The 18,375-nt window shown below is 51.9% G+C and carries 15 protein-coding genes; 13 read left to right on the forward strand and 2 right to left on the reverse strand.

Translation table 11 applies throughout. The features are described from left to right. Window positions 1–34: 34 nt before the first annotated feature. The 4 genes from coxB to ACT3RQ_RS15515 are packed head-to-tail and all read left to right on the forward strand — an operon-like array spanning window position 35 to window position 6,179. Window positions 35–1,105 carry a cytochrome c oxidase subunit II gene (coxB, locus tag ACT3RQ_RS15500; RefSeq protein WP_172118304.1) on the forward strand — a complete coding sequence of 357 codons (1,071 nt, stop codon included), beginning with the start codon at window positions 35–37 and terminating at the stop codon, window positions 1,103–1,105. Further along, complete coding sequence (gene ctaD, locus ACT3RQ_RS15505; RefSeq protein WP_444640434.1) at window positions 1,102–3,630, forward strand: cytochrome c oxidase subunit I; 2,529 nt, start codon at window positions 1,102–1,104, stop codon at window positions 3,628–3,630. The genes coxB and ctaD overlap by 4 nt, the downstream gene beginning before the upstream one ends. Window positions 3,631–3,633: 3 nt before the next feature. Beyond that, window positions 3,634–3,990, forward strand: a complete 357-nt coding sequence (locus tag ACT3RQ_RS15510; protein WP_172118302.1) for a hypothetical protein — start codon at window positions 3,634–3,636, stop codon at window positions 3,988–3,990. Between the two features lie 17 nt (window positions 3,991–4,007). Next, window positions 4,008–6,179 carry a heavy metal translocating P-type ATPase gene (locus tag ACT3RQ_RS15515; protein WP_444680814.1) on the forward strand — a complete coding sequence of 724 codons (2,172 nt, stop codon included), beginning with the start codon at window positions 4,008–4,010 and terminating at the stop codon, window positions 6,177–6,179. A 20-nt stretch (window positions 6,180–6,199) separates the two neighbouring features. Here the strand turns inward: ACT3RQ_RS15515 and ACT3RQ_RS15520 are convergent, their stop codons facing one another. Next, complete coding sequence (locus ACT3RQ_RS15520) at window positions 6,200–6,511, reverse strand: winged helix-turn-helix domain-containing protein (protein WP_444640436.1); 312 nt, start codon at window positions 6,509–6,511, stop codon at window positions 6,200–6,202. An 84-nt stretch (window positions 6,512–6,595) separates the two neighbouring features. Here ACT3RQ_RS15520 and ACT3RQ_RS15525 point away from each other — a divergent pair, with 84 nt between their 5' ends. The 6 genes from ACT3RQ_RS15525 (at window position 6,596) to gadC (ending at window position 14,060) form a co-directional block, all read left to right on the forward strand. Continuing rightward, complete coding sequence (locus tag ACT3RQ_RS15525) at window positions 6,596–7,408, forward strand: helix-turn-helix domain-containing protein (RefSeq protein WP_444640438.1); 813 nt, start codon at window positions 6,596–6,598, stop codon at window positions 7,406–7,408. 86 nt (window positions 7,409–7,494) lie between these two features. Continuing rightward, window positions 7,495–8,757, forward strand: a complete 1,263-nt coding sequence (tyrS, locus tag ACT3RQ_RS15530) for a tyrosine--tRNA ligase (protein WP_444640452.1) — start codon at window positions 7,495–7,497, stop codon at window positions 8,755–8,757. A 169-nt stretch (window positions 8,758–8,926) separates the two neighbouring features. Next, complete coding sequence (locus ACT3RQ_RS15535) at window positions 8,927–10,141, forward strand: Na/Pi symporter (protein ID WP_444640440.1); 1,215 nt, start codon at window positions 8,927–8,929, stop codon at window positions 10,139–10,141. Window positions 10,142–10,151: 10 nt separating this feature from the next. Beyond that, window positions 10,152–10,382, forward strand: a complete 231-nt coding sequence (locus ACT3RQ_RS15540; protein WP_193055111.1) for a hypothetical protein — start codon at window positions 10,152–10,154, stop codon at window positions 10,380–10,382. Window positions 10,383–11,025: 643 nt separating this feature from the next. Further along, window positions 11,026–12,423 (forward strand): glutamate decarboxylase, encoded by a 1,398-nt coding sequence (locus ACT3RQ_RS15545; protein ID WP_444640442.1) that lies wholly within the window; start codon window positions 11,026–11,028, stop codon window positions 12,421–12,423. A gap of 98 nt (window positions 12,424–12,521) precedes the next feature. Next, window positions 12,522–14,060 (forward strand): glutamate:gamma-aminobutyrate antiporter, encoded by a 1,539-nt coding sequence (gene gadC, locus ACT3RQ_RS15550; protein WP_444631289.1) that lies wholly within the window; start codon window positions 12,522–12,524, stop codon window positions 14,058–14,060. Between the two features lie 153 nt (window positions 14,061–14,213). Here gadC and ACT3RQ_RS15555 read toward each other — a convergent pair whose 3' ends face one another. Further along, window positions 14,214–15,299, reverse strand: a complete 1,086-nt coding sequence (locus tag ACT3RQ_RS15555) for a PA0069 family radical SAM protein (RefSeq protein WP_444640444.1) — start codon at window positions 15,297–15,299, stop codon at window positions 14,214–14,216. 235 nt (window positions 15,300–15,534) lie between these two features. Between ACT3RQ_RS15555 and ACT3RQ_RS15560 the strand changes: the two genes are divergently transcribed. The 3 genes from ACT3RQ_RS15560 (at window position 15,535) to ACT3RQ_RS15570 (ending at window position 18,152) form a co-directional block, all read left to right on the forward strand. Beyond that, window positions 15,535–16,974: an alkaline phosphatase gene (locus ACT3RQ_RS15560; protein WP_444640446.1), complete on the forward strand. Its 1,440-nt coding sequence runs from the start codon at window positions 15,535–15,537 to the stop codon at window positions 16,972–16,974. Between the two features lie 120 nt (window positions 16,975–17,094). Beyond that, entirely contained in the window at window positions 17,095–17,556 is a 462-nt protein-coding gene (locus tag ACT3RQ_RS15565) for a hypothetical protein (RefSeq protein WP_444640448.1), read from the forward strand. 149 nt (window positions 17,557–17,705) lie between these two features. Next, window positions 17,706–18,152: a hypothetical protein gene (locus tag ACT3RQ_RS15570; RefSeq protein ID WP_444640450.1), complete on the forward strand. Its 447-nt coding sequence runs from the start codon at window positions 17,706–17,708 to the stop codon at window positions 18,150–18,152. Window positions 18,153–18,375 lie beyond the last annotated feature (223 nt).

An 18,375-nucleotide genomic window follows, 5' to 3' on the forward strand; every position in this document is an offset into this window, starting at 1 on the left:
ATCACTTCCTGTGGGCAGAAAAAAGGAATAAACAATGAGGGAACGTTACTTATATCACGTCGCCTTGCTGTGTATTCAACGTGCTGTACCGCAGTGGGTCAACCGGTGCATGCTCACCCTGCTGGGCACTCTGACGTTAGGTCTTACAGGCTGCGCGGGTGATAGGTCTATTCTAGACCCCGCTGGGCAAGCTGCACGCGATGTGGTCCTAATCTGGTGGATAATGCTGACATTTGCCACGGTGGTGCTGATTGGCGTGGTGGCGTTATGGCTTTATACCTTCAAACGTAAGTACCAGGAACGTACGCCTCAAGAGGAGCGTAAAATTGCTCGCCGCTGGATTATTGGTGGGGGCATTTTACTGCCTGTTTTGAGCGTTACAGCGTTACTTATTTTTGGGGTGCCGACTGGCAAGCGAATGTTGCCGCTACCGTTGGGCCAGCCCCCTGAAGTGATTGAGGTGATCGGCCATCAATGGTGGTGGGAAGTTCGCTACCCGGGAGCAGAAGGCGGAGAAGTCGTCACCGCGAACCAGCTCATCATGCCTGCGGGGGAACCTGTAGATTTTCACGTTACCTCCGCTGATGTTATTCACTCCTTTTGGGTGCCCAGGCTAGGTGGCAAGATCGATATGTTACCCGGGCGCACCAATGTTATTCGTCTTGAGGCTGATGCGCCGGGCGTCTTTGGTGGTCAGTGCGCGGAGTTTTGCGGTGCTCAGCATGCGAATATGGAGTTTTACGTTGAAGCTGTAGAACGTGAAGCGTATGACGCGTGGCTCGCTGAACGGCAGGAAGAGCGCTTGGCCGAACGGGCACTTGCAAATGATGACTTTGCCCAAGCGCGGGATGAGTTTGCATCTACCTGTGCCAGCTGCCATAGCGTTGCTGGGCTCTCTGCCTCCACTATTGGGCCTGATCTTTCTGATATTGGTGCGCGCTATACCCTGGGCGCGGGCACGCTCCCCATGGAGGAGGGCGCCATTCACTACTGGTTGGAAAATCACCAAACGCTTAAGCCGAGTAACAAAATGCCATCTCATAACCATATGGATACTGCCACCTTGGAGTCCCTGGGTGCTTGGCTGGAGACCTTGACCCCATGACAACGATTGATCGCGACGCAACTGGCCCTGAAGATCTTCAAAAGTTACACAATGACCTTGCAGAGGTATGGGCAAATCCTCCTGGTTTAAAAGCGTTAACCATTGTTAACCACACCACGCTTGGCCTTCGATTTATGGTCACCGGGATGGCCTTCTTTCTGTTTGGCGGCATTTTGGCGATGCTGATTCGCACGCAGATTGCGACACCCGATCAAGGCTTTTTAACGCCCGAAATCTATAGTCAAGTCACCACCATGCACGGCACGGTGATGATGTTTTTGTTCGCCATTCCCATTTTGGAAGGCTTGGCGATCTATATGATCCCCAAGATGATTGGCGCGCGTGACCTGGTGTGCCCGCGGTTAACCGCGCTGGGCTACTGGTGTTATCTGTTTGGCGGCATCATTCTTTCTTTCAGCATGGTGCTGGAAATGGCGCCGGACAGCGGCTGGTTTATGTACACGCCGCTTAGCAGTAGCGAGTATTCGCCAGGCCTCGGTTCCGATTTCTGGCTGTTGGGGATCACCTTCGTTGAGATTTCGGCGCTTTCAGCCGGGGTAGAGTTGGTGGTTTCCATTCTACGAACCCGTACTCAAGGGATGGCGCTGCACAAGATGCCGCTGTTTGCGTGGTACATTTTGGCCATGGCGCTGATGATTGTGGTGGGGTTTCCGCCCCTTATTCTGGGCAGTATCTTGCTGGAGCTTGAGCGTGCTGTAGGCATGCCATTTTTCGACATCGCAGGCGGCGGCGACCCGGTACTCTGGCAGCACCTGTTCTGGCTATTTGGCCACCCAGAGGTTTACATCATCTTTCTGCCGGCTGCTGGTATTGTCTCAACGCTGATTCCCGTCTTCGCCGGTCGGCCTATCGTAGGCTACGGCTGGGTTGTATTCGCCATTACCGTGATGGGATTTATTAGCTTTGGGCTATGGGTCCACCACATGTTTACGGTGGGCATCCCCCAACTGGCTCAGGCATTTTTCTCAGCTGCCAGTATGCTGGTGGCGATACCTACCGGTATTCAAATCTTTGCCTGGTTGGCCACACTGTGGCTTGGTAAACCCAAAATGAAACTCCCGATGCTATGGATCGTCGGATTTTTGGTCATTTTTGTGTGCGGTGGTTTAACCGGCGTTATGTTGGCGCTAGTGCCCTTTAACTGGCAGGTGCATGACACGCACTTTGTCGTGGCGCATATGCACTATGTACTGGTAGGCGGCATGCTTTTCCCGTTAATGGCCGGGCTTTACTACTGGTTGCCGCTTTTTTCAGGGCGGATGCCCTCTGAAACGATTGGCAAGTGGGGCTTCTGGCTGGTGTTTATTGGCTTCAATGCCACCTTTTTGGTTATGCACTGGACAGGTCTTTTGGGAATGCCCCGGCGGGTTTATACCTATGACACGGGATTGGGCTGGGATATTTTTAACTTGTTGTCTTCCATCGGCGGGTTTGTGATGTCGGCAGGGGTCGCCATGGTGCTGATTGATATCGCGCTGCACTTTCGCTACGGCAAACCCGCCAAAACCAATCCATGGAATGCGGATACACTGGAGTGGGCCAATAAACTGCCACCGACTCCCTATAACTTTGTCAGCTTGCCTCCTATTGAAACACGCCACCCGCTTTGGGAGCATCCTGAGTTGCCGCAGGAGATGGAAGAAGGCAAATACGGCCTGGCCTCAGCAGACCACGGCCGCCGCGAGATGTGGGGCACCGACCCGCTAACCGGTAAAGTGCGTGAAGTTATTCATGTGCCCAGTAACTCCTGGTGGCCGCTTTTTGCTGCTATGGCGCTGGCGATAGTGTGTATCAGCCTGTTATTGCGCTGGTACCCGTTGGCCGGTTTGGGGGCAGTGGTGGCGGTCGTTTTCCTGCTGCGCTGGTCGTGGGAGAACGGGGCCCATCCTAAAGCGGCACCTAACGCTAATGTTACGCCTGGCGACCCACCGCTGCACTCCCGAACCATGGATGGCCCCGGCGTTTGGGCCATGACAACCGCAATGATCGCCAATGGATCTTTTTTCCTGTCTTATCTATTTGGCTGGTTCTATCTATGGACGATATCGCCTGAATGGCGGATGCCCGAGACATCGCCGCTTTCCTTAATAGCGCTTGTCATCGCGGGTGGCGCATTACTGGGTGGTGCGGCGTTAATGGAGAAGAGCGTACGAGGACTGCGTAAGCAACAAGAGCGTGGCTTGGCATTTAACTTTTACGGCGCCGCGCTATTGGGCGGCGTTCAGTTTGCGCTGATTTTATGGGTAATGGTGCGCGCTAACCTGGCGGTTACTGAAACGTCGCATGATGCAATTCTGATGGTAGGCCTCTACTACGCGCTGCTGCATAGCGCCTTGGGGGCGGTACTTTCCCTGCTCCAGGGCTTACGTGTTGGTTATCGCTATGTGGGATTGCATGCGCCGTTTGAACCGGTAGTCGTCGCTTATTTCTGGCGCTATAACGTGGTGGTGTTCTGGATATTGGTTATTGCGCTGGCCGTGTTACCGCGCGTGATTGGAGGCTAAGCGATGAAAGCAATCGTGCAGCGATTAAATCTTACTCATCCGGGCCATTTTGTAGGTGGGTTGACGCTTTGGAGCATCTGGTTTGTCGCCATTTACGGCGGGCTATCGGTTGCCTGCGCCGTGGTGCCGCCAGAGCCTGACTTGGGTGCATTTAACCATATCAATATCACTCTGTTGTTGCTGAGCCTGGTAACCGCCGTGCTATTGGCCGGGCTTGCCTGGGGGTGTTTTCAAGAAGCTAAACAGCATAAAGGGCGGCAGCACTTTAATGCCTTTGTGTCCGCATGGCTATACGTGTTTTCTGCCTTGGGCGTGGTGTTTGTCGCCGGGCCGATGGTTGGCTTACCGCCTTGTCTGTAAGCGGTAAAGAGCCACCGATGCAGGCGCAGGGGGAGCCAAGCGCTAAAGAAGCGCTGTACACGCTAAACGGCATGTGGTGCACCAGTTGTGCGCTCGCCGTGGAGGGTGTGCTTAGCCACCGAAAGGGGATTGAGAGCATCAGCGTTCACTACCCAACCGCCACGCTATGGGTAAAAGGAGCTGCTGAGGCTATCTCGCTCGACACGTTGGCCCCTGGAGTAAAGCGCCTGGGCTACCGATTAACCGAGCTGGAAGCTGGTGCAGACGCGCATGCGCGCCTTGAACAGGAAAGCCGCTATTTGAGTTTACGCCTGCTGGTGGGGTCCGTGTTTGGCATGTGGACCATGCTGGCATCTCTTTTGATTTACGCAGGAGCGTTGCCCAACCCAACGATTGAGTGGGTCGTCGCTTGGGTATCGGGGGCGTTTTCTATTCCCGTTGTGGCCTTTGCCGGGTGGCCGTTTTATCGGGCGGGCCTGCGCACGCTGCGTGCCAAACGTCCGGGCATGGACGTGCTGGTGACTCTCGGCGTTTGGTCTGCGGTCGTGGTGTCGTTCGGGCTTTTGTGGCGCGGCTCTGCCGAGGTGTATTTCGATACAGCTGTCATGCTCATTGGACTTTTGCTAGGCGGGCGGCTAGTGGAAACACTGTGTCGTCATCGCGGGTTAAAAGCCCTTGATGTCCTGCCCCAACCAAAGGGTGAGGCGCTGGTGTGGGAGGGCGCCAAGTGGCAGGTGAAACCCTTGGCTGAGGTGCTACCGAGTGCCAGGGTAATGCTCACGCCGGGTGAGCTTATTGCGCTGGACGGCATTTTAGAAGAGGCCGCGTGGGTGGATACCGCATCGCTGACGGGGGAGAGTACGCCTCGCCACTTTCCTAAAGGCGAGCCAATTTATGCCGGCTGTCGGTTACTAGGCAGCGATGATGTCAGTATGACGGTCACTCATGCCTTTGGCGAACGGCGTCTGGATCGTCTTCGCGACCAAATGCGCCATTACCAGACGCAAAAGGGCGAGCTGCAAAAACTCGCCGACCGCTTTGCTGCCTGGTTAAGCCCCGTGGCGTTGATACTGGGGTTAGCTACTCTGCCGGTGGGGCTATTATTGGGGCTTGGCCTTGAAGATGCCGCCGTTCGAGCGCTTTCAGTTCTGGTCGTTGCATGCCCCTGTGCCGTAGGTTTGGCCGTGCCATTGGCAAGCCTGGCGGGGAGCGGCCGACTGCTAAACCAGGGGGTCGCCTTGCGCGACCCGGCAGCGCTTGAAACGCTGGCGAGAGTAAAAACCATTGCGCTGGATAAAACCGGCACGTTAACGCAGGGCGAACCGGTGCTAGTGCATTGGGCAAACCGTGAAGGGGTGACCGAGCCAGCGGTTAAAGCCACGTTGTATCAAGCGGCAGCCAACAGCCAGCATCCCTTGGCCCAAGCGCTCACGCGTTGGGCGGGTTCTGACCCGACATACGTGCCTCGGCAATCCCAGGTGATAGAAGAGGTGCCTGGGCAAGGGGTGCACCTTCACTTGCCTGAACATGGCGATATTTGGCTGGGCAGCCAACGCTTTTTAACTCGCCAAGGTATTGAGCTACCAGAAGCAGATACCTTACTTGCCGCCTCTGAAGTGATACTGGCGGATGCTCAAGGCTGGTTAGGGAGCTTCTATCTTGAAGATACGCCGTATAAGGATGCCGCGCCGAGTATTCAATCACTGCAAGCCGATTACTGGGTGGTCATGCTGAGTGGAGATAGGCCTGGCGCCGTTGAGGCGGTGGCTGAGCGTCTAGGGCTGGCGCCTAATGCATGTTTTGCAGAGTGTTCGCCGGAGGCGAAAGCCCGCTTGGTTCAGGGGCTGCCAGGGCCTACGCTGTTTGTGGGCGATGGGGTTAATGACACCTTAAGCCTAGCGGCCGCCGATATTGGGGCAGCCCCTTTCAACGCCAGTGATGCCGCCCGTGAAGGTGCAGCTGCGCATTTACTGAAACCGGGCGTTGCTAGCCTGGTTGAGGGGCTTGCCACTGCTCAGGCAACTCGGCGTGTCATGTTGCAGAATTTAACCCTGTCGGCCGTCTATAATACGCTAGCACTGGGCTTGGTGATCGTGATGGCCATTCCCCCGCTGGTGGCGGTGCTGGCCATGGTCGCCAGTTCATTAAGCGTTACGCTGAATGCCGCCCGGCTTGCCTGGCGTGATTGAGCATCTGAACCAACAGGCAATCAAAACGAGAGCGAGGGATAATCCAGTGCCTCGGCCAGCCGTTTTGCCTGATTTTTGACCCAGGAAGGGTCAATTGGCCCCCAACTGATAATCCGGTATTCACCACTGTTATGGCGCTCGCCTTGGGTTGGTTGAAACTGGCATTCAATGTCCAGTTCGGCAAGTGACGCAATCGTATCCTGAGCCGTACGACGCGGCATGCCACAGGCGCTCACGAGCGCAGGTACGCTAGCGACGCCCTGGTCGATCAGGTAAGCCACGTAAAGACGTCGATAAAAGCTGGATTTTGTCTTGCTGAGAGAGTCGGTCATAAAATCTACTGTGTGAATGTCTTATAAATGAGCGCGGACTAAAGCATACTGAACGTCCTCTGCCACAGCCACCGTTTAATACGTATGCCTACTCTCTTTAAAGACGCCATGCCGCATGCGTTAACGCAGACGATTGATGCGCTGCACACGGTGAGCTTCACCTCACAGCTGACGGCGCTTATCAAAACCATTATCCACTTTGACTGTGCGGTGATCATTGGGTACCGGCCTGACAAACACCCTATCTACCTGTTCGATTCCATTCCCGAGCGCCGTGAGCTGCTTTTTCAGCGCTACTTGCTACAGGATTACCAGCAGGACCCTTTTCTGGTAGCGCTCGACCAGGCACCGCGCCAAGGTGTGCTGTGTATGGCCGATGTGGTACCGCCTGCCGGGTATAACGAGTATGCCAGCAACTTCTATCAGCGAACCGGCTGGCAGGATGAACTTTGTCTCGCCATTCGTCTGGATGACGCCCGCTGGATAGTTATCTACCTGGGATTGTTGGCGGAGAGTGGCGGGTTTTCTTCCTCCGATGCCCACTACCTTGAGCTGTATATTGAGCTGCTGGCCGCGCTGTGCCGCAAACAGTGGGGCAATAATCCGCTGTATCTTTCTGAGCCTTTGCAGCCCGATCAGCCGATTAGCCAGCACATTCACCAGGCCATTGGCAGCTTTGGGCAGGCGCATTTAACCCACCGTGAACAGCAGGTGGCTGCCTTGATGGTGCAGGGCCTGGATTCCGAAGAGATTGCCGAGCGCCTGCAGATCACCCAAGGTACGGTCAAGAATCACCGCAAACGTATTTACGCCCAGCTGGGTGTGGCGTCGTTAAGCGAGCTCTTTGGCCTGTTTATCAATCATGCCATTACCTCACTGCCCGTCACCCAATCCTGATTTCTATCCCTTTAGGGATATCGCGGATTGCGCCGCCAACTTTTAGCCTATGACCATCTTCTCTAATGGCTAAAAAGGCGAGCATGATGACTGTACAGGGATTGCTTCACGACCTTGAACGGCGTGGTTTGATTGCGCAGACAACTCACCTGGATGAGCTTCAGGCTCTGCTCGAATCACCGCAGACCGTTTACTGCGGTTTTGACCCCACGGCGGGCAGCCTGCATATCGGGCACTTGGTGCCCTTATTGATGCTCAAACGCTTTCAGGATGCCGGCCACCAAGGTGTGGCGTTGGTCGGGGGGGCCACCGGCTTGATTGGTGACCCCAGCTTCAAGGCGGCGGAGCGTTCGCTTAACTCTCCCGAAACGGTTGAGGGCTGGGTTAACGCCTTAAGCGAACAGATTTATTGGTTGATGGCCCCACACCTCGACGCGCCTTTGAAAGCCGTTAATAACGCAGAGTGGATTGGCCATATTAACGTGATCGACTTCTTTCGCGATGTGGGCAAACACTTCTCGATGAATGCGATGGTTAACCGTGAATCCGTTCGTCAGCGTCTTGAACGGCCTGACCAGGGCATGTCGTTTACTGAATTCAGCTATGCGCTGCTGCAATCCTATGACTTTGCCCACCTCAACAAGATGTTGGGCTGCCGGTTACAAGTGGGTGGCAACGACCAGTGGGGCAATATCGTCAGTGGTATCGACCTCACACGCCGCCTGAACGGCGAGCAGGTGTTCGGTATGACGCTGCCGTTGATCACCAAATCCGACGGTACCAAATTCGGTAAAACGGAAAGTGGTACGGTATGGCTCGGCCCGGAACAGACCTCGCCTTACCAGTTTTACCAGTTCTGGTTGAATACGGATGATGCTGACGTTTACCGTTTTTTACGCTATTACACGTTCATGGATTGCGATCACATCGACGCAATCGAAGCAGAAGACAAGCAGGCCGCTGGCAAGCCCCAAGCGCAGCGTGTACTTGCTGAAACCATTACCCGCTTTGTGCATGGCGAGGAGGGGCTGGCTGCTGCTCAGCGTATTTCCCAGGCACTGTTCAGTGGTGAAGTAGCTGCGCTCTCATGTAGTGAGCTACAGCAACTTGAACTTGATGGGCTACGCTGCCAAGACGTAGCGTTTGGACAGACGCTGGAAGAAGCTATGGTGGCAAGCGAACTCGCCTCATCCAGGCGGCAAGCCCGTGAATTGATTGACCAGAACGCTGTACGTATCAACGGCGAGCGCGCCGAGCAAGGGCAGCTAAGTCAAGCATTCGCGCTTTTTGACCAATACTGGATCGTACAAAAAGGGAAAAAGCACTTTCGATTGTTCAAGCGTGGGTAACTTACATGGGGTGCCGCTTCCAGGAAGTAGCGGTATTCGCTTGATGTTGCCCACTGTGAACAATCTCTCTTCGCTCCAACACCGTTCGCTCTAACACGATAGTGCCACGCCGTTGTCACGCCTATGTCACTTATAGACGCCACTCTTTGCAGGAGTGGGTGGGTTATACGTGCGTTCTTCCTTCCAAGAGGGTGTGGCAATGGCCGAAAATATCAATAGTGCTGTGCAAGAGGTCTTACCAAGCCAGGGTAGAAGAATAAAAGTCCGGCGCAAGGGCACGCTAAGGCAGTGGCTCACGCTTGCATTGCTGGTGTATTTCCTAATCTGTGCCGTATCCATCATAGGTAATGGCTTTAAGATTGCCGCGGGCGGCCATGCCGCTCAGTTGTTTGAATTTGCCACCAACCCCTTTGTTGGTTTGATGATTGGGATTGTCGCGACGGCCCTGATACAGTCATCTTCAACCGTTACTTCCGTTATCGTGGCGTTTGTGGCGGGTGGCCTGCCTGTCGCTACGGCGGTGCCCATGATCATGGGCGCCAATATTGGTACTACTGTCACCAATACATTGGTAAGCCTTGGCCATGTACGTGATAAAGCCGAGTTTAGGCGCGCGTTCTCTGCCGCAACAGTGCATGACTTTTTTAACTTGCTGGCCGTGGCGATTTTTCTGCCCATTGAGCTTATTTTTCATCCGCTTGAAAAGCTGTCGAACGCTACGGCGTTTCTGTTTTACGGTGATGCCGATCTTTCCATGGGTAGTATTAATATTGTTGGGATGGCAACAAAGCCGATTACCTCTTCGGTTGAAAGTGTCGCCATGAACCTGCCCACGATTGCCGGTGGCGTTGCCATGATTATTTTTGGCATTGCCGTGATCTTTTTAGCGATTCGTTATATCGGCGCACTGCTGAGAGTACTGATGGTAGGGCAGGCAAAAAACATTATGCATAACGCCATTGGACGTGGCCCCGTCGCCGGTATTGCTTCTGGTGCTGTGGTGACGTTTTTAGTCCAGTCTTCCTCTACCACCACAAGCTTAATGGTGCCGTTAGCTGGGTCAGGCGCATTCTCTTTACGTCAGATTTACCCTTTCACATTAGGCACCAATATTGGCACGACGTTTACCGCGCTACTTGCGGCCACCGCAATCACTGGGGCAACTGCCATACTGGCACTGGAAATCGCACTGGTTCACCTCTTCTTTAATTTATTTGCGGTTGTGGTGATTTTTGGCCTACCGTTTTTAAGACCACTGCCTGTTAAAGGTGCCGAGTGGCTAGGCCGTGTCGCCTCAGAAAGAAAAGCACTCGCCGCTGCTTGGGTATTAGGCGTATTTATCGCCGTGCCAGCTATCCTGATTGCGCTCACCACGCTGTTTTGAGGAAACGACCATGACCCATCAACACGAGCTAGTGTCAACATCGACCGCTGAGCTCAAGGCTATGCTGGATGACTCTTCCGAGCTCATTGAAGAAATAAGAGAAGAAATTGCACAAAGAGAAGCGCAAGAGCGCGAACTAGAACCTTTCGATACGCTGATTAAAGAAGCACGACCCAAAATGAACGAAATTCGTAGTTTCTTTACGTTAGTGCTTAATGAGCTACGCCACCGGCCTAAATAAGCGTTACGAATAGCGAAAGCAACAAGGCTACTCCTTTAGGTATTTGTTTGACACTTTCAGTAAGCTGAGAGTATGTCAGGCAAATGCCTTTTTATGGGACCTGTTAGGTGTTGCTTGTTGAATATTTATCTTTCTAATTCTTGGTCGAGTCACCCAGTATTCATTAAATGATGGCTGGATAAAATACCTTTTTCACTCATGATGCCTTATTGTAAAACAGTGGCTTAAGTTGTTTTTATTGAGTGGTCATATCGTGCTATGGCCTTGAAGATAATCCTATACCGTTGTGTAGATTAATATGGGAGCCATTGTTTGGATGTTTGTAGCGTCAAGGTTTTTAATCTATTGATGAGTTGGTATATTTTCTTATACTCGTTATTAAACCACTTTTCTACCCGTTGGGTGCTATGAGAAAGAGATGTCACGCCTTGGTTGGTAATATTTTTAGCATTTTCAAATGGATAGACGTTTGCTGGCGAAATAATTTTTTAAATCATACTTACGATTTTTCATTTTTAAGATTTTGTCATAGACTAAAAGCACCATCTATGTAGGTATAGTAAATGTTGATGGTTTGGTAGGGTGGTTTTAGCTGATCTTTGAGCAGTAAACGTGATCCATATAAAAAACTGGGGGTAGTACGATGGATGTCAAAGGGTTAAATGCACGTAATGATAATGACGATGTATATGCATCAATTGACTTGGCGACATCGTTGCCGAAATCCGGGTTTCCCGATGAGGAACGGAATCCTCACAATGTATTTAGCGCCATTCGTGACGAATTAATGCTTGATGGAAATTCCCGCCAGAACCTGGCAACATTTTGCCAAACGTGGGTTGATGATGAAATTCGTAATTTGATGGATCTTTCAATCGATAAAAACATGATCGATAAAGATGAATATCCACAAACTGCGGAGATCGAAGCACGCTGCGTTAGGATGTTAGCAGATCTCTGGAACTCACCCTCGCCAGAAACAACCATGGGATGCTCGACGATTGGCTCTTCAGAAGCCGCAATGCTTGGCGGGCTAGCGCTTAAGTGGCAATGGCGGAAAAAACGTGCGGCAGAAGGGTTGCCCACTGATAAACCAAATATGATTTGTGGACCAGTACAAATTTGCTGGCACAAATTTGCCCGTTATTTTGATGTTGAACTGCGTGAAATTCCGCTGGAAGGCGATCGCTTGATTATGAGCCCAGAGGAAGTTATCAAACGCGTTGATGAAAATACGATTGGCGTCATACCAACGCTGGGCGTTACCTTTACTTGCCAATACGAGCCAGTAAAAGCTGTCAGCGATGCGCTGGATCAATTGCAACAAGAAACCGGCCTGGATATTCCTATGCACGTTGACGGTGCCAGTGGGGGCTTCTTGGCTCCGTTCTGCGCGCCAGATCTAGTGTGGGACTTCCAACTCCCGAGAGTAAAGTCCATTAACACGTCTGGCCACAAATTTGGGCTTGCACCTTTGGGAGCTGGCTGGGTGGTCTGGCGTGAAGTAATAGACTTGCCCGAAGAGCTCATTTTTAACGTTAACTATCTCGGCGGTGATATGCCGACATTCGCGCTCAATTTTTCGCGCCCCGGCGGGCAAATCATTGCGCAGTACTACAACTTCCTGCGACTTGGCCGTGAAGGTTACGCCAAAATCCATAATGCCTGTTACGCTACCGCGCAGCATATTGCAGATGAGATTAGTAAACTAGGCCCCTTCGAAATCCTCTTTGATGGGAACAGCAATGAAGGTATTCCTGCGTTGGCATGGAAGCTGAAAGAGGGAGCAAATATTGGCGGTTATACGCTCTATGACCTGGCCGACAAATTACGTTCGCGCGGCTGGCAAGTCCCTGCTTATTCTATGCCAGCTCACCGTGAAGACTTGGTTATCCAGCGTATCCTTGTTCGTCATGGGGTGAGCTACGATCTAGGCTGCTTGTTAATTGAAGATATGAAGCGAGCACTTCAGCATTTTGAAGATCATCCCGTGGTTAATCCACTATCAGAAGATGAAGCCAGCGGCTTTAATCATTCCTGATTTGAGACTCTTTGGTTGTTAGGGCGGCTAGACATCGCCGCTCTAATTAGCAAATAAAAGAATGACGGATTAATAATTCGTTTCTTCGGGGAATAAATATGGATAATACACAATCGACAGCCGCGCCAAAGCAGCTTTCGTTATTGGGTTTCTTCGCGATAACGGCTTCAATGGTAATGGCGGTATATGAATATCCTACCTTTGCAACATCGGGTTTCTCGTTGGTCTTCTTTCTTATTCTTGGTGGGGTTCTGTGGTTTATTCCGGTAGGGCTTTGCGCGGCAGAAATGGCGACGGTTAAAGGCTGGGAAGAGGGCGGAGTTTTTACGTGGGTATCCAAAACGCTAGGTGAACGATGGGGATTTGCGGCAATCTCCTTTGGCTATTTGCAAATTGCTGTCGGCTTTATTCCTATGCTTTACTTCGTGCTAGGCGCACTCTCTTATATTCTTAATTGGCCTGCACTGAATAGCGACCCGATAGTCAAAACGATTGCGGCGTTGATTATATTGTGGGGATTAGCGTTAACTCAGTTTGGCGGTACCAAGAATACGGCGCGGATTGCAAAGCTAGGCTTTTTTGCAGGTATTCTACTGCCCGCTTTTATCTTAATTGGGCTTGCAGTTTTGTATCTTCGCTCAGGTGCGCCGGTCGCTATTGAAATGAGTGCACAGACGTTTTTCCCCACCTTTGGTAGTATGAGTACCTTGGTAGTGTTTGTCGCTTTTATACTGAGTTATATGGGGGTTGAAGCGTCGGCGACTCATGTCAATGAGATGAAAAACCCTGGTCGTGACTATCCTCTCGCCATGTTATTTCTTATGGTTTCTGCCATTCTCTTAAGTTCTCTCGGTGGGTTGACGATTGCATCTGTTATTCCTCACGAGCAAATCAACTTATCTGCGGGCGTGATGCAAACGTTCAGTGTGTTGATTAACCACTTTGGCAGCCATTTTGAATGGGCTATTCGGATTATTGCTGCGCTGCTATTGCTGGGCGTGCTGGCTGAAATAGCCGCATGGATTGTTGGACCATCACGCGGCATGTTGGTAACCGCGCAGCAGGGTATATTGCCGGCGCGTTTTGCTAAAGTAAACAAGAACGGCGTGCCGGTGGCGTTGGTTATTTCTCAGCTAACCATTACAACTATCGCATTGATTATTCTGACGAATACGGGGGGAGGAAATAATATGTCCTTCCTGATTGCACTAGCGCTAACCGTCGTTATCTATCTGTGCAGCTACTTTATGCTATTCTTGGCTTACATTACCCTTGTTCGAAAACAGCCTGAAAATCAACGTACCTTCAATATCCCTGGCGGTAACAAAATAAAAATTGCCGTTGCAGTAGTGGGGTTACTTACTTCTTTAGTTGCTTTTGTCGTCTCCTTCTTCCCTCCCACGGGGTTGCCAGGAAAAGAGTCTAACGAAGTGTATACCGGTTTGCTGATCGGCTGTTTCCTTGTAGTGCTATCGATTCCGTTTATTATTTATGGAGTGCATAATAAAAGCGCTGCGCCAAAAAACCTTAAACTACACCATATCAAGCCCCATACCGCGCCCGAAGGTCACTACTTTATTCATCCCAAAGCCCGCAGTACGCATCACATCACTGTTGATGGAGAAAAGCTGCATTGATGAACCATGGGAGGGTGTTTAGAAAGGTCGTCCATTAGATTTTAAGCAGAGCTATGACGAATAGCGAAAAACAGAAGTAGTAATCACTCAGGCATTTGTTTGGCACTTTCAGTAAGCTGAGAGTATGTCAGGCAAATGCCTTTTTCATGGGCTTTAATAAAAAAGCTCACCCTGAGCGTTGGGCGGGCGAAAGTCTCGGGTATTCAGCCCTTGCTCGGAACGAGATTGAAAGTTCCACTGGCGGCTGGCGCGATTAAAGCGTTGTGCAATCATATCGGCAAAAATACCTTCGCCGCGAAAGCGCTTACCGAACTGAGCATCGTAGGCCTTGCCGCCCCGGCATTGGCGAATCAGGCTCATTACCTTGGCCGCACGCTCTGGGTAATGGGCTTCCAGCCAGGCTTCAAAGAGTGGAGCGACTTCATGGGGCAAGCGCAGCAGCATCCAGGACGCCGTTCGTGCGCCAGCACGGCTGGCGGCCTCAAGAATCCGCTCCATTTCATGATCTGTTAATCCGGGGATGACCGGAGACACAAGCGTCCCGACGGGAATGCCAGCAGTATTCAGCTCACGGATAACTTTTAAACGCGCTTGAGGAGAGGCCGCACGAGGTTCCAGCGTGCGTTTCATATTGGCGTCCAGGCTGGTCAGGCTAATAAATACGCGCACCAGGCGGTGTTCGGCCATCTCAGCCAGCAGATCCATATCCCGTAACACTAACGTGCTTTTGGTCACAATAGTGACTGGATGGCGGCAAGCCAATAATAGCTCAAGCAACTGACGCGTTAATTGGCGCTTGGCTTCTAGTGGCTGGTAACAATCGGTATTACCAGAGAGATTGATTGGTCGGCAGACGTATCCAGGCTTGCAAAACTCCTCACTTAATCGCTCAACCAGGCCATTTTTGGCAATCAGCCTGGTTTCAAAATCAAGTCCCGGCGACAGATCCCAATAGGCATGAGAAGGGCGGGCATAGCAGTAAACACAGCCATGTTCGCAACCTCGGTAAGGGTTCAATGAGCGATCAAAAGGCAAGTCTGGCGACCGGTTCCAGGAAAGCGCACTCTTACTGGTTTCTTCGCGTACTTCAGTTGCCCGTGTGGGGGAAGTCTCTTCGCGCCACCATCCGTCGTCTTCTGCCACGCTATGGGTTGGGGCAAAGCGGTTGTGCGGGTCATAGGTTGCCCCGCGGCCTTTGTGCACGGTGGTCCGTATTGGTGATTTGCCGAGAGACGCCATACGCCTGCCTTTTTCTAGATTGGTGTATATATATACAGTATATGTGTTGTGACCAAGCGTGCAAGCGTTACTCAGGCAAAACCCACAATGAACAGTTTTACGGATCGGCTGCTGATTGCGATTCATGTTTATTAGAAATAATTGACTTACCTTCATTGATGTTCATGAAAATGACATTTTTAGGCGCTACGATTTGTTGGATATCGAATTAGCTAAATTTATTTTAGGGATGAAAATGAAGAACTTTACGCGCAATGCACTCACGTTGGCACTGGCATCGGTCATGGTTACGCCGGTATTAGCGCAGGAAAACACAGCTAAGAACGTTATTTTGATGATCACCGACGGTACCGGTATCGAGACGTTCCGTGCGGCAAGCTACTTCCGTCACGGCGCGCTGGGCCATGAAGTTTATGATGAGTTTGACACACAGCTTTTCATGGCAACGCATCCGTTAAACACCTCTACCACACCCACCAAGAGTGATGACGGTACGGTTACATTTGAACCAGCCGAGCTCTGGAACGACGAGGCGGTAGATACCGTTTACGAAGGTAGCCTGGGTAACTACAAGGGCTACTTTGCCGGTTACGACTACGCTCGGGCTGATTACACCGACAGCGCTGCAGCGGCAACGGCGCTGGCTTCAGGCCATAAGTCCTATAACAGCGCCATCAACTGGTCCAACGATGATGAGCCGCTTAAGCATATTGGCGAATACACTGTTGATAGCGGCCGCGCTCTGGGTGTTGTCTCATCGGTGCAGGTCTCCCACGCGACGCCTGCCGGTTTCATGGCCCATAACGTAAGCCGCAACGACTATAGAGCCATTGGCCGCGAAATTGTCGATTCTGGCCTTGCCACTGTCGCCATCGGTACCGGGCACCCCTATTACGATGCAGCCGGCGAGCATGTCGATAACCCCGGTGAGAGCGATTTCCGCTTTATCGGTGGCGAAGAGACCTACCAGCGCTTGGTAGGCGGCGAAACGGATTACGCCTTTATCGAAAGCAAGGACGATTTTGAAGCTCTGGCTGCGGGTGAGTTGGATCTTCCCAAGGACAAAGTACTGGGCCTGGTGCAGAACATTCAGACGCTGCAATACAGCCGCCCCGGCGTAACCGGCGGTAATCTACTGGATACGTCACCAAGCCTTGCCACACTGACGAGCGGCGCTTTGAACGTGCTCAACGCCAGTGAAAACGGCAACGAAAATGGCTTTTTCCTGATGGTTGAGGGTGGCGCTGTGGATTGGGCTGCTCACGCTAACAACCTGCCGCGTATTATCGAAGAGCAAATCGACTTCAACGAAGCTGTGGAAGCGGCCGTTGAGTGGGTAGAAAACAACAGTTCCTGGGACGATACCTTGATCATTGTAACGACTGATCACGGTAACGGTTTGCTTCAAGGCCCTGACTCTGATGTAAATGCCTATAGCCCGATCGTTAATCAGGGGGCTGGCGCGCTACCCTTGGTACGTTGGCATTCCGATACCCACACGCGTGAGCTGGTACCGCTGTATGCCCACGGCGCGGGCGCTGAGTTCTTCTTCGACATCGCTCAGGCAGAAGACGGTCTTTCCCGCTATGAAGTAGACGAAGACAGCCACTACTGGATCGACAACACCGACGTATTCCGCGCGGGCCTAAACGCTTTCGGTATCGAAGCTGATTAAGTAGACAAGTATAGCAAGTACAGCAGAGCCGCCTTCGGGCGGCTCTGTTCCGTTGGTAACCACTGACTGATATCACTTCGCCAACGACCACTCCACTCACTACCCCGAAAAGAGCCAGATATGAAGCTTCGTAACACGCTTTCACTGCTGTTAATGACAACACTAGCCAGCACGTCAGCATTTGCACTTAATGCTGAGCGCGCGCCCACCGCCAGTGGTCACGCCTACGCTGAGCCTTATAAAGCCGTTCGCAAAGAGGGCGTTTTACATATTGAAGTACGTTTCGTGACGGACTACCCAGGTTACTCTGGCGAGATCATTTATGAAGATATCCCGCTAGATCGAATTGACGGGCAGATCTACGCCGAGTTCGGCGACCAGTCGTTCTCGCTGCTGCGTGAGGATGGAGGTGTGGTCGCGCCAGACAACTTGCGCCTGAGCTTTAACTACGAACCAGACAAGAACCCACGCGTAGGCACCTGGAAAGCCGATTTTGTCGCCCCTATGCACGACGTTAACGAAGTCATGCTGTTCATGCCTAATGTTGCGCCCATTGGTCCGATTGTCATTCGGGATCGTTAAACAACCGGTTCTACATTTGTGCGTTATACAGAGTGTAACCGTACTGCTTCATTGCCTTGGTAAGAAATTACCAAGGCAATGTTGTATCGGGTACCATGTTTTTGGGCCAAATTTGGCTTATGCTGGAGGTTTAAATGTAAGGTAAGCCTATGAAACCTTTCTCCATTCTTTTGATTCGATTACTCGCTATTTACCTCGCCATTACGCCTTTGCTAAGCGTATCGCCGCTGCTGTTTAGTCCAGGCTACGATGCGGAGCTAGCCCAGTGGCTGCCATGGCTCGCAGCCACTGCTGTTATTCCTATCATCGCGGGTATCGTACTGTGGTTTTCTGCGGTAACGCTGGCCAATAAATTTCTTGGAGAAGAGCGTGCTGAGCCTGCTTTAACGATTGCCGAGGAGGGCCTGGTACGCGCAGGCAGCTTCTTGATCGGTGTGTATCTTTTCGTTCAGCATTTGAGCACAGCGATTGGCCAATGGGCGTGGGGAGGCATAGTGGCCTACGGCTCGCTAGCAGCGGTGGTGCTCAGCATTGGCCTAATAGTTGGCGCTCGCTTTCTAGCCAAGCTGTATAGGCGGTTAAAGTATTTCGAGTAATTTTGGGAAGGGGCTGGCTAGTAACGCACAGCTTTCACGTAAGCACTTGGATTTACGCCTGATCCAAGAAGCCTATAAAAGAGGATGTTGGATTGGTAACGAGTAATCAACCTGTCGCCCTGATGATCATCGATATGCAGCGGGGTATGAGCGATCCTGCCGCTGGCGAGCGCAATAACCCTAATGCGGAAGAAAATATCCAGCGCCTGCTTACAAAGTGGCG

It is taken from the genome of Halomonas sp. AOP43-D1-4 (assembly GCF_052446175.1).
In the GTDB taxonomy this organism is placed as follows: domain Bacteria; phylum Pseudomonadota; class Gammaproteobacteria; order Pseudomonadales; family Halomonadaceae; genus Vreelandella; species Vreelandella citrativorans.